The 11,995-nt window shown below is 71.3% G+C and carries 11 protein-coding genes; 3 read left to right on the top strand and 8 right to left on the bottom strand.

Annotated elements, in window-relative coordinates:
* Positions 1–26: 26 nt before the first annotated feature.
* Positions 27–1,268, bottom strand: a complete 1,242-nt coding sequence (locus AB0M28_RS31215; protein WP_365412484.1) for a sugar ABC transporter substrate-binding protein — start codon at positions 1,266–1,268, stop codon at positions 27–29.
* Positions 1,269–2,833: 1,565 nt separating this feature from the next.
* A complete protein-coding gene (locus AB0M28_RS31210) occupies positions 2,834–3,301 on the bottom strand; it encodes a MarR family transcriptional regulator (protein WP_365412482.1) in 468 nt (155 codons plus the stop codon).
* Between the two features lie 109 nt (positions 3,302–3,410).
* Between AB0M28_RS31210 and AB0M28_RS31205 the strand changes: the two genes are divergently transcribed.
* Both AB0M28_RS31205 and AB0M28_RS31200 read left to right on the top strand, forming a co-directional pair.
* Positions 3,411–4,346 carry an LLM class flavin-dependent oxidoreductase gene (locus AB0M28_RS31205; RefSeq protein ID WP_365412508.1) on the top strand — a complete coding sequence of 312 codons (936 nt, stop codon included), beginning with the start codon at positions 3,411–3,413 and terminating at the stop codon, positions 4,344–4,346.
* 446 nt (positions 4,347–4,792) lie between these two features.
* Positions 4,793–5,341: an SMI1/KNR4 family protein gene (locus AB0M28_RS31200; protein WP_365412480.1), complete on the top strand. Its 549-nt coding sequence runs from the start codon at positions 4,793–4,795 to the stop codon at positions 5,339–5,341.
* Positions 5,342–5,380: 39 nt separating this feature from the next.
* Here the strand turns inward: AB0M28_RS31200 and AB0M28_RS31195 are convergent, their stop codons facing one another.
* Positions 5,381–5,995 carry a dihydrofolate reductase family protein gene (locus AB0M28_RS31195; RefSeq protein WP_365412478.1) on the bottom strand — a complete coding sequence of 205 codons (615 nt, stop codon included), beginning with the start codon at positions 5,993–5,995 and terminating at the stop codon, positions 5,381–5,383.
* Positions 5,996–6,767: 772 nt separating this feature from the next.
* Between AB0M28_RS31195 and AB0M28_RS31190 the strand changes: the two genes are divergently transcribed.
* The gene (locus tag AB0M28_RS31190) at positions 6,768–7,844 is read left to right on the top strand and encodes a LacI family DNA-binding transcriptional regulator (protein ID WP_365412476.1); all 1,077 of its coding nucleotides are present in this window, start codon (positions 6,768–6,770) and stop codon (positions 7,842–7,844) included.
* A gap of 106 nt (positions 7,845–7,950) precedes the next feature.
* Here the strand turns inward: AB0M28_RS31190 and AB0M28_RS31185 are convergent, their stop codons facing one another.
* From AB0M28_RS31185 to AB0M28_RS31165, 5 genes are all read right to left on the bottom strand, one after another.
* Entirely contained in the window at positions 7,951–8,298 is a 348-nt protein-coding gene (locus AB0M28_RS31185) for a hypothetical protein (RefSeq protein ID WP_365412472.1), read from the bottom strand.
* Between the two features lie 10 nt (positions 8,299–8,308).
* Positions 8,309–9,298 (bottom strand): zinc-dependent alcohol dehydrogenase family protein, encoded by a 990-nt coding sequence (locus tag AB0M28_RS31180; protein ID WP_365412470.1) that lies wholly within the window; start codon positions 9,296–9,298, stop codon positions 8,309–8,311.
* Positions 9,295–10,176 (bottom strand): carbohydrate ABC transporter permease, encoded by an 882-nt coding sequence (locus AB0M28_RS31175; protein WP_365412468.1) that lies wholly within the window; start codon positions 10,174–10,176, stop codon positions 9,295–9,297. Before AB0M28_RS31175 ends, AB0M28_RS31180 begins: the two co-directional genes overlap by 4 nt.
* Complete coding sequence (locus AB0M28_RS31170) at positions 10,173–11,126, bottom strand: sugar ABC transporter permease (RefSeq protein ID WP_365412466.1); 954 nt, start codon at positions 11,124–11,126, stop codon at positions 10,173–10,175. Before AB0M28_RS31170 ends, AB0M28_RS31175 begins: the two co-directional genes overlap by 4 nt.
* On the bottom strand, positions 11,123–11,995 hold an 873-nt coding region (locus AB0M28_RS31165; protein WP_365412464.1), incomplete at its 5' end, for an extracellular solute-binding protein. The genes AB0M28_RS31170 and AB0M28_RS31165, both read right to left, overlap by 4 nt.

Genomic DNA, 11,995 nt, shown 5'->3' with positions numbered 1-11,995 from the left:
GTTGTGCCTTGTCGCTGTGCCTCGGCCTACTGCACGAGGCCTTCGATCTCACCCTGGGCCTTGTCCAGGGCCTCCTGGGCGGAGGACTTGCCCTGGGTGACCGACTCGATGGCGGTGTCGACCTTCGAGGTGATCTCGGTCCACTTGGGCTGTACGGGGGAGACCTGCGCGGTCTCCATCTGCTTCTTCCAGACCTCCATGTCAGGGCTGCTCGCCAGCTCGCCCGTCTCCCAGGCGGCGGTGTTGGCGGGCAGGTCGCGGGTGCGCTCGAACCAGTCGGCCTGGCCCTTCGCGTCGGTGAGGTACTTCACGAACTCCTGCGCGGCGTCCTTGTGACCGCTGTCCGCGGAGATCGCGAGGCTGGAGCCGCCGGCCATGGAGCCGGAGGTCTGGTCGGCGGGGACGTTCGCGACGGCCCACTTGCCCTTGATGTCGGGGTAGTTCTCGTCCAGGAGGCCCATGATCCAGGGGCCGCCGAAGAACATCGGGACGTCGCCCGAGTTGAAGTCCTTGGTCACGTCGTAACCGGGGCGGACGGACTTCTCGGCGAGGCCCTTGTCGAAGTAGCTGCCGTAGTTCTCCAGCGCCTTGACGGCCTCGGGGCTGTTGACGACGGCCTTGCCGTCCTTCGTGACGATCTCGCCGCCGGCCGAGTACAGGAACTGGTAGAAGCTCTGCACGGTGTCCAGGCCGCCCGGCTGGATCGACAGACCCCACTTGGCGCCGGCCTTCTGGTACGCCTCGGCCGCCTGCTGCAGCTCGGCCATCGTGGCCGGGGCCTTGGTGATGCCCGCCTTCTCGGCCAGGTCGCTGCGGTAGAAGAGCACGCGGGTGTCGACGTACCACGGGACGCCGTACGCCTTGCCGTCGATCTCGCCCTGCTCCCAGCCGGCGGGGAAGAAGTCGTCCTTCTTGAAGACGCTCGTGTCGACCGGCTCCAGTACGCCCATGTCGGCGAACTCGCCCATGTAGCTGCCGCCCATCTGCATCACGTCGGGCAGCTTCCCGGCGGCCGCGGCGGCGACGAGCTTCTGGTGCGCGACGTCCCAGCCGATCGGGGTGACCTTGACGGTGATGTTCGGGTTCGCCTTCTCGTACTCCTTGGCGACGTCCCCGAGCTTCTCGCCCTCGGTGCCCATGGCCCACACGGAGAGCGTCTGCTTCTCGTCGGCGGCGGCACCGTTTCCGCCGCTGCCGCCGCAGGCGGTGAGAGTGAGCGCCGAGGCCAGCGCTATGGCGGCCGTGGCGGTGGAAGCGGCGCGGTTCATGGGACGGCTCCTCCTCGAGCAATTCCTGAATGTATGCGCTGTCTGTAAGCGCATACATCACTCTGGACCCGCGTTCGCGGACATGGCAAGGGGCTCGTGGTCACACTCGCGTAACGGGAGTGCAATGTGTGCGCCATGCGTCTTGACGGTATGGGGGGTTGGGTCGGGATAGGGGGGAATGTGATGGATTTCGCGTGGGGTGGGGGTGTGTGGGGGGTCTTGGTGGGGTGGGTGGGGTGGTGTGGTCGGGAGTGGGGGGTGAGGGGGTGGGGTGGTGTGGTCGGGAGTGGGGGTGGGGGTGTGGAACGGGGTGGGCGGGCCGGGTTGGGTGGGTATGGGGCGGGGCGGGGCCAGCGGAGGGCTGGAGATGGGGTTCCGTCGCCGTGCCGGTCGGCGTGGGGCGGCTCGCTTGGCCGTGGGTTGGCAGCGCGGCGGCTTGCTCGCGCAGCGGGTCGGCTGTGGGGTGGCCTGCCTGCTCCGCCGGTTGGCGGGGGCGGCTCGCTTGGCCGTGGGTTGGCAGCGCGGCGGCTTGCTCGCGTAGCGGGTCGGCTGTGGGGTGGCCTGCCCACTGCGCCGGTTGGCGGGGGCGGCTCGCTTGGCCGTGGGTTGGCAGCGCGGCGGCTTGCTCGCGCAGCGGGTCGGCTGTGGGGTGGCCTGCCTACTGCGCCGGTCGGCGGGGGCGGCTCGCCCGGCGGTTGGCAGGTGTGGAGGGTGGCTCGCTTATCCCGCCGGTCGGCAAGGGGGCGGCTGGCCAGGCCGGCCGAGAGGGGGCGGCTCGCCGGGCCGGTCGGTCGGCAGTGGGGTGACTCGCATACCCCGCATGTCGCCAGGGGACGGCTTGCTCGCCCGGCCGAGCGGCGCTGGGGTGGGCTGCTCGCCCCGGCGTGACGCCATCGTGCCGCCGAGCGTCAGTCGGGCGTCCGCTGCGTCACGGCCTGCCAGGTGGGTGGAGGGTGTGGCGGCGCAGGCGGGGAATGGGCAGGTCGGCGAACGGATGCGGCGATCTGCGGGCCTTCTGGCGCTGGCGCATTGCTGGTCCCCTTCGCGCCCCCGGTCCTCCCACCTCGGTCTCCTGGCGCACCGCGGGTCCTCCGCACCGCGGGTCCTCCGCACCGCGGGTCCTCCGCACCGCGGGTCCTGCGCCCCTCTGGTCTCCTGGCGCACCGCGGGTCCCCTGAGCCGTCGGCCCTCTAGGGCACCGCCCGCCCTGAAGGTCAACGGTCTCCGACCGGCGGGGATCGGGGGTCGGCCTCATACCGCGCGCCGCTATCGGCGATCCTCCGCATCGGACGGCGGGTCGGCGCGAACGCGCCGCGAATGTTCTCGTCGGAATGTGCAGGCGTTTGATCCCCACCCGCGATCCGGGCTGCGATCTGGCCCGCGAGCGGCCGCGGGCCTCGGCCGGACGAGCCGGCGGCCGTTCAACGCCGGGGCTCGATCGCGGGCTTCGCCATGCCGTTGAGAACGCGCGGCCGTCTCCTGGTGCGGCATCGCGCGCCTTGACGGCCTCCGCCTCGCCGCTACCGCCCGTTGCCGGAAGTCCGGGGATGGGGCAGCCGCCCCGGTCACGCCGGGTCGGACTCCTTACCGACCCCCGTCGGGGCGCCGACGATGGACTGCAGGGCGCGGACCAGACACGCGGCGTCCGTATCGGAGAGCGGGGCGAGGAACCTGCGCTCCATCTCCCGGCGGGCGGCCTCCGCGTCGCGAAGACGCTCCCGACCGGCGGGAGTCAGCTGCGCGATGTTCTTGCGCCTGTCCCGCGGACTGCGGCGCCGCTCGACGAGTTCCTTGCCCTCCAGCGCGTCGACGAGCCCCACCATCGTGGTGCGGTCGATGCCCAGCAATCCCGCCGCTTCCAGCTGGGACAGCTCGTCATGCGCGTCAAGGACGGCGAGAACGGCCAGTTCACGGCCGTCGATCCCGTGCGGCGCCAGCGCTCGTGCGGACTCCTCGGTCAGTCGCAGGTGTGCGTGCTTGAGCAGGTAACCGAGGCGGGAGGAGAGGACCTCCGGCGGTGTGTCGCGAACCATGTCCGTAGCGTATCCAGAGACTGATAGTCAGTGAAGCTGACGATCCGCTACGGTGATGATGGCGTCGCCGTCGTCGGCGGCACATCGACTCGAAGGGCGCGTGACGACCATGTCCGACCAGCACTTCCCCTCCGTAACCTTCGGAATCAAGACCACACCGATGCGGGTCTCGTACGAGGACATCCTTCGTGTCTGGCAGGAGGCCGACGAGCTGCCCGAAATCGCGGACGCGTGGCTGTGGGACCACCTCATGCCGATCGCCGGGCCGAAGGACGGGCAGATCCTCGAAGGGTGGACGCTGCTGGGCGCCCTGGCCGCGAAGACCGAGCGGCTGCGCCTGGGCCTGCTCGTCACCAGCAATCGGATCCGGCCGCCCGCCGTCCTCGGCAAGATCGCCACAACGGTCGACGTGATCTCCGGGGGGCGCCTGATCATGGGCCTCGGAGTGGGCGGCACCATGCAGCCGCCCGGCGCGGGCGGTATCGCCGGCGACAACCCGGCCCTCGCGGAGTACGCGGCGTACGGACTGACGCTCGTCCCGCCTGCCGAAGGCATAGCCCGGCTGGAGGAGACCATAGCCATCCTCCGCGGCATGTGGACGCAGGACGTCTTCGACTTCCACGGGCGCTACTTCACCCTGACCGGCAATCGCAACGAGCCGAAACCTGTGCAGCGGCCAGGCCCGCCCCTGCTCATCGGCGGCTGGGGAAACCGGACGCTCCGCGTCGTCGCCGAGCAGGCCGACATCTGGAACATCCCCGGACCACCGCACAACACGCTGGACCACATCATCGAGCGCGCTGCCGTTCTGGACGACCACTGCGCCGCCATCGGCCGCGATCCCCGGACGATCACCCGCTCCGTGCAGTACATCGTCTCCTACGACGATCCGGCCGCCGACCGCAAGGCCATCGCGGAGCTGATCGCCGCGGGCGTGACGCACATCGTGCTGAGCCTGCGGAGCCCCTATCCATCGCGTGCCGCCCGGTGGCTCGTCGACGAGATCATCACGCCGGTGCGCAGCGAGTGCGGAGACCTCCCGTGACCGGGGCGACCGCCCCGGGTGAGTCGGTGATCCCCGCCTGGGCCGCATGGGTCGACTGAGTCGACCGACCTCAACTGACCTACCAGTCCTGGTCGGTCCTCCGGACGAGGGGTTCCACGGCACGCGGCCTGACGGCCATTCCCTCGTCCGGCACGCTGCCGGGCTCAAGCCCGCGGGTCACCGTGAGACCAGCCAGGGGCCTGGGCCAAGCCGCCGTAGCCACGGGGGCGATGAGTCGGACGTGTCCACGAAGCGACTCGCGAATGGTGGGCCCGGCGTGCCGGCCGAGAGGCGAACTCCCCTTTGGCCAGGTCCTGCCCACCGCGGCGCTTCGGCGATCTGACGCCCCTCTACGACGACGCGGGCCCCGGGACGTCGGGGTCCGAGCCCGGCAAGCGCGTAACCGGCCGAGGATGAGTGTCAGTGGTGTCTGCCAGCATGCCTTCATGACCACCGAGGCACCCGATCAGCGACCGGACGAGGCCACCCTCGCGTTTCTGCGTTCCGTGTTCGAGGCGGAGTGGCGCGAACCACCCCTGGGACGGGAAGGCGTTGACGCGTGGGAGGCGCAGAACGGCGTCACGTTGCCGGAGCCGTACCGGACCGTCGTCGCGGAGATAAGCAACGGGTACAGCCTCGGCCCGGCCGAGGACGGCGGGCTGCAACCGCTGGGGTGGCTGCCGGCGGGCTGGCCCGACCTCGGCCCTCGCCGGCCCGGGGCCCCGTTTCCGCTGGAGGCGGCGTGGCCGTGGGAGGACGACGAGTCCGTCGACCCCGAAGGTGATCCGCGTACCGACGCGGTGTTCACGCACGGGTCCGTGGTGCTCGGGTCGGAGGACGGCCAGTCGTTCTGGCTCCTGGTGACCACGGGTCCCCGGCGAGGTGAGGTCTGGATGGTGGCCGACGTCGGTGCGGTACCCGTTCCCAGCGATGACGCGTGGGGCTTCCTGGAGTGGGTGCGGCGCTGGCACACCGGGGACGGCTGGTGGGACTGAGCCGTCGAATGCGACGGGGCTGAGATGCGCCCGCCCTCGTCAGGGGACGTCGTACGTCACGTGGGTCACCGTCGAGGTAGGGATCACGCTGCGCTGCACCAGGGTGCGCTGTGATCCACCGGTGAACAGGGGCGTTCCGGCGCCCAGTACGACCGGCGCCAGGTGCAGCGTCAGGGCGTCGAGCAGGCCTGCCTCCAACGCCGTGCCGATGGTGGTGCCGCCGCCCATCAGGACGACGTCCAGGTCCTGGCCGGCGGCCGCGGACGCCGCCTCGGCACGCTCACGTGCGGTTGTCACGGCGTCGGGCAGACCCGTGGTGACGAACGTCCAGTCCAGGTCCGTGAGCCGTACCGACTCCGGCCGCGAGCTGGTCACCACGACGAACGCCGGCTTGCCCACCTCGCCGGCGCCGTAGCCCGTCTCCTCGTCCCAGCCGTTCGGACCGTCCACCACGTCGAAGAGCCGTCGGCCGAGGATGACCGTGCCGGAGCGGGCCGTGGCCTCGCTGAGGACCCGGCGGTCGTCGGGGTCGTCGGAGAACGCCCACGTGTGCAGGGCCTCGCCGCCGTTGCCCAGGCCGTTGTCCGGACCGGGGTCGGGGCCGGTGACGAAGCCGTCGAGGGAGACCGAGATATCACCGATGACGCGTGTCATGCGAGGTCCGACCAGATCCGTCGTCCACACTCATCGCTCATCCCAGCAGCCTATGCCGGATGCGGTTCGCCGGCCCGCCGGCGGGGTCGACTGAGGCTGTGCGAGCTGGTGCCAGGGTCCTTCCCGGTGGGCGCGCCTTGCGGGTCGAGTCCGCCATCCGCCTCGGCGGGGTTGCCTGGCGGGCAAGAGGCTTCTCCTCCGGCGAGGGCGTGGCGGTGGGCAGGTACCCCCGGAGTTTCCGGTCTGAGGTCGCCGTCGTTCCTGGCGGAGGGTGTGCCGGTCTGAGGTCGCCGTCGTTCCTGGCGGAGGGTGTGCCGGTCTGAGGTCGCCGTCGTTCCTGGCGGAGGTGCGCCTTGCGGGCTGAGGCCGCCGTCGCTCCCGACGGCGGTGCGCCTTGCGGGCTGAGGCCGCCGTCGCTCCCGACGGCGGTGCGCCTTGCGGGCTGAGGCCGCCGTCCTTCCGGCGGGGATCCCGGCCGGCCGAGGCCCCGCCCCATCCCGCCGATGCCGCGCCGCCCGAACCGGCACCCCAGACGCCGATGCCGCGCCGTGAGACCGACACCCCACCCCCCCCGAGCCCGCGCCGTGAGACCGGCACCCCACCCCCCGAACCCGCGCCGCGAGGCCTCCCCCCACCGCCTCCCACCCCCGCGTCGCCCCCCGCCCCCGGCCGTCGCCCCTTGCTCGCGCGTCCTTCGCGACCTAGAGTGAATGCGCTTTCATCGGATTTGGTCGACCCGCGGCCCCCATCACGATCACGGAGGCCCCCGCCTGTGAGCACCGCCCCCACGGTGTACGACGTCGCCGAGCGGTCCGGCGTGTCCATCGCCACCGTGTCACGGGTCTACCGCAACCCCGACTCCGTCCGCGCCCAGACGCGCGAGCGCGTCCTCGCCGCCGCCCGGGAGCTGGGCTACGTCCCCAGCGGGAACGCACGCGGGCTCGCCAGCCGGTCCACCGGTGTGCTCGGGCTGTGCTTCCCGGACTACGCCGACCCGGACGTGGAGTCCGAGGCCGAGGCGGCCGAGGAGGCCGACGACAACGCGGCCATGCTCTACTCCGACCAGATCATCCGCGGCATGGAGCGCGCCGCCCGCCGGCACGGCTACGCGCTGCTGATCGCCGCGTCCCTCAAGGGCGGCCCGGAGTCCCTGGTGGCGAAGGTCGCCGGCCGCGTCGACGGCTTCGCGGTGCTCGCCCGGACCGTACCGACCGAGGAGCTCGAGGTCATCTCGCGCCGGCAGCCGGTGGTCATGCTGGCCGGCCCCCGCGAGCAGGAGGAGCTGGACCACCTCGACCACATCGAGGTCGCCAACGCCGCCGGCCAGCGCGAGCTGACCCGCCACCTCGTCGAGGACCACGGTCTGCGGCGCCTGGCCTACGTCGGCTCCGCGGAGGAGTCCCCGGACGTCGAAGCCCGTTTCCGCGGTTACGTCGAGGCCTGCCGGGCCGCCGGCATCGAGGTCCGCGACGAGCCCGACGTACGCGTGGCGATGATGACGCAGGCCGAGGGCGCCCGCGCCGCCGCGGCCCTGCTGGACCGCCCGGGCGAACGACCGCGGGCGATGCTCTTCGCCAACGACCAGATGGCCGTGGGCGCCCTGCACACCCTGGAACGACGCGGCATCCGCGTACCCGAGGACGTCGCCGTCACGGGCTTCGACGGCATCGCGCTCAGCCGCCTCGTCCGCCCGGCCCTCACCACCGTGCGCCAGCCGATGCGGCAGATGGGGGAGGAGGCGGTCGAACTCCTCGTCCGCCGTCTGACCGGCACCCAGGACAGCAGTCCGGTGTCGCTGATGCTCCCGGTCTCGGTCGTACGACGGGGCAGCTGCGGGTGCGGCGACTGACACCCCGCGAGGACCACGCACCCGAACGCGACCCGGCGCCGCCGTCGCCCTCGCTGGAGCGGTGACGACCATCCGCCCCCACGGCTGACCCGGACCCCGAGCGCCTTTACGGACCCGCCGGCGGCAGACCGTGCCGCACGAACGCGTCAGCCGTACGACGGGCCAGGGACCCCGTCCGCCACGACCCGGTGATGTCCGTCCAGTTGGCGAGGCGCGCGCTCCGAGCCCCGTGCTCCGCCGCCTGGTCGTAGAAGAGACTGAATCTGTACACCCTCCCGTCGGGCGAGATGACCTGGCCGTCCTCGTGATCCGGCCCCTCCTGCACGAGGTCGACGACCGTCGTCCGATCCGGATCGAGGCCCTGCTCCCGCAGCAGTTCCCGGAGCCGGGTCCACAGATCGTAGGTGCTCGTTCGCAGGAGGTCCGTGTACTGGACGGAGATGCCGGTCGTCATACGTACATGATCAGGGCATCACCACCGTCTTGCGCCCCTGTCCGGAGGCGAAGTTCTCCAGGGCCCGCGGGTACTCCTCCAGCGGCAGCCGGTGGCTGATGAACACCTGCGGGTCCAGCACGCCCGCGGCGAGGAGCTCGGCCGCCCGTTCGAAGGAGTGCAGCACGGCCATCGAGCCGGTGATGGTGATCTCCTGGTTGTAGACGCGGTACGGCGAGATCGTGGCCGTCGTGGCGTAGTCGGCCACGCCGAACTGCAGGAACACGCCGCCCTTGGCGACCTGTTCCAGCCCGTCCTGGATGGCGGCGGCGTTGCCCGTGGCGTCGATGACCACGTCCCAGCCGCCCGACCCGGCCAGTTCGGCGGAGGCCGTGGCCGTGCGGCTGCAGCCCAGCTTCTGGGCCGTCGCCAGGCGCTCGGGGTTGACGTCCAGCACGTCGACGGACGCCGCTCCGGTCCGCTTGGCGAGCTCCAGCATCATCAGGCCCATCGTGCCGCTGCCGTAGATCAGCACCGAGGAGGCGATCCGGCTGCCGAGTACGTCGTAGCCGCGTACCGCGCAGGACAGCGGCTCGATGAGCGCCGCGTCCTCCACCGCGATGTGCTCCGGCAGCTTCACGCAGTTGGCGACCGGGGCCGCCGCGTACTCCGCGGCGCCGCCGGGTACGGTGACCCCGATCGCCGCCCAGCGGTCGCACAGGTTGCCCCGGCCCGTACGGCAGTAGCGGCACTCGTGGCAGGGCAGCGACGGGTCGACGGCGACCTTGTCGCCCACCGCCAGTTCGGTGACCGCGCTGCCCACCGCCGCCACCCGGCCGGCGAACTCGTGCCCGGGCACCAGCGGCAGCGACGGCGCGAACTCGCCCTGCAGGATGTGCAGGTCCGTGCCGCACAGACCGCACGACGCCACCTCCACCACGACCTCCCGCGGTCCCGGCGTGGGGTCCGGGACGGTGGTGACGGTGACCCGGCCCGGGGCTTCGATGACGGCGGCCCTCATTTGACTGCTCCTAGGGACAGGCCCTGGACCAGTTTGTCCTGGGCGGCGAAGCCGGCGGCGAGCACCGGCAGGGAGATCACGATCGACGCGGCGCACACCTGGGCGAGGAACAGCCCCTGGCTGGTGATGAAGCCGGTGAGGAAGACCGGGGCGGTCTGGGAGGTGACCCCGGTCAGCACCTGGGCGAAGAGCATCTCGTTCCAGCTGAAGATCAGGCAGATCAGCGCCGTGGCCGCGATGCCCGGACCGGCGATCGGGGCGATCACCCGGGCCAGGACGGTGGGCAGCCGGGCGCCGTCGATCTGCGCGGCCTCCACGATGGAGACGGGGATGTCGCCGAGGAAGGACTGCAGCATCCACACGGCGATGGGCAGGTTCATCGAGGTGTAGAGCAGGACCAGCAGCCAGATGTTGTCCAGCAGCCCGGCGTTCTTGGCGAACAGGTACACCGGCAGGAGCCCCGCCACGACCGGCAGCATCTTCGTGGACAGGAAGAAGAACAGCACGTCGGTCCATTTGCGTACGCGCCGGATCGACAGCGCGTACGCCGCGGGCAGGGCCAGCAGCAGCACCAGCAGCGTGGAGAAGACGCTCGCCGTCGTCGAGTTGATCAGCGACGGCCAGGGGCTCGGGCCGCCGCCCGAGCCGAAGAACTCCCGGTAGCTGTCCAGGGTGAGGGACGCGGCCAGCGAGGGCGGGTTGGTGGCCGCGTCGGTCTCGGAGTGCAGCGACGTCAGCAGCATCCACAGCACCGGCAGGAAGAACAGCAGCCCCGCGGCCCAGGCGAGCACGCCCAGCGCGGCGGACCGCCGCCGGGCCCGGCGCAGGACCGGCGGTATCGAGGCGGACGCGCGCGGTGCGGGCAGGACGGCGGTCATGCGCGTCCCACCTCCTCCCGGAACAGCGACGACACCACGCGCAGCGCGAACGTCGCGATGACGATCGAGCCGATCACGACGACCACGCCGGCCGCCGAGGCCACGCCGTACTCGTGCGCCTGGTAGAAGGTCTGGTAGATGGTGTACGGCAGGTTGGCCGTGCCCAGACCGCCCGAGGTGATCGTGAACACCGCGTCGAAGTTCTGCACGATGTAGATCGATCCCAGCAGCACCCCGAGCTCCAGATAGCGGCGCAGATGCGGCAGGGTGAGATAACGGAAGATCTGCCAGGCGTTCGCCCCGTCGATCCGGGCCGCCTCGATCTGCTCGGGGGAGCGGCTCTGCAGCCCGGCGAGCAGGATCAGCATCATGAACGGCGTCCACTGCCACACCAGCGCCGCCTCCACCGCGATCAGCGGCATCTCGGAGATCCAGTCGGGCTGGCCGAGCCCCAGCCAGTTCAGTACGCCGTTGAAGAGCCCGTACTCGGGGTTGAACAGCGCGTGCTTCCACAAGAGCGCCGCCGCCACCGGCACCAGCAGGAACGGGGCGATCAGCATGGTGCGCACCACGCCCCGGCCGCGGAAGCGGCGGTCCAGCAGCAGCGCGAGCAGCAGCCCGAGGACGAGGCTGGCCAGCACAACCGACGCGGTCAGCACGGCGGTGGTGACCACCGACTCGCGCAGGGACTCGTCGGTGAGCACCTCGCGGAAGTTGTCCAGGCCCGTGAAGCGGCGCTCGTCGGGATACAGCGAGTTCCAGTCGTACAGCGAGATCACCAGCGTGGCCACGAACGGCAGCTGGGTCACCGCGATCAGGAACACCAGCGCGGGCAGCAGCGGGGCTCTGGTGGCCCAGGCCCGCGCCCCCCGCCCCCGGCGGGGAGGCGGCGGGGCGGCGGGCGGCGCGGACCGGGCCCGGGCCGGAGGCAGTGCGGTCGGCGTACTCATCGGTTCTGGTACTCCTTGCCCACCTCTTCGGCCAGTTCCTGGGACTTCGCCAGCGCGTCGGCGACGGACTGCCGGCCCGCGATGGCGGCGCTGATCTCCTGCGAGACCTTGGTGCCCAGATCGGAGAACTCCGGGATGTCGACGAACTGGATGCCGATCGTCGGCCGCGGCTGCACGCCGGGATTGCGCGGATCGGCGGTCTCGATCGCCGTCTTCGTGATCTTCGCGAAGGCGGAAGCGGCCTTCAGATACTCGGGGTTGGCGTACATCGAGGCGCGCTTGCCGGCGGGGGCGTTGGCCCAGCCCAGCTTCTCGCCGACGAGCTGCTCGTACTCCTTGCTGGACGCCCAGGAGATGAACTTCCAGGCGTTGTCGGCGTTCTTGGAGGCCTTCTGCACGCCCCAGGCCCAGGTGTACAGCCAGCCGGAGGCGGCGGTCCTGTCCACCGGCGCCGGTACGTAGCCGATCTTCCCCTTGACAGGGGAGTCGGCGGCCTCCAGCGAGCCGGTGGCGGCCGTGGCGTCGTACCACATGGCGGTGTTGCCCTGGGTGAGGTTGTTCAGGCACTCCGCGTACCCGGACTGTGCGGCGCCCGCCTCGCCGTGCTCGCGCACCAGGTCGACGTAGAACTCGGTGGCCTTGGTGAACTCGGGCGAGGTGAGCTGGGCCTCCCAGTCCTTGGTGAACCAGGTGCCGCCCATGGTGTTCACCACTGTGGTGAGCGGGGCGATCACCTCGCCCCAGTCGGGCAGTCCGCGCAGGCAGATGCCCTTCATGCCCGAGCGGGCGCCGTCGGCCTTCGCCGCCAGATCGGCGACCTGATGCCAGGTGGGTTTGTCCGGCATGGTCAGGCCCGCCTCCGTGAAGAC

It is taken from the genome of Streptomyces sp. NPDC051940 (assembly GCF_040680895.1).
Lineage (GTDB): Bacteria > Actinomycetota > Actinomycetes > Streptomycetales > Streptomycetaceae > Streptomyces.
Note: the sequence above shows the minus strand (reverse complement) of the source record. Positions and strands in the feature narration are given on the sequence as shown.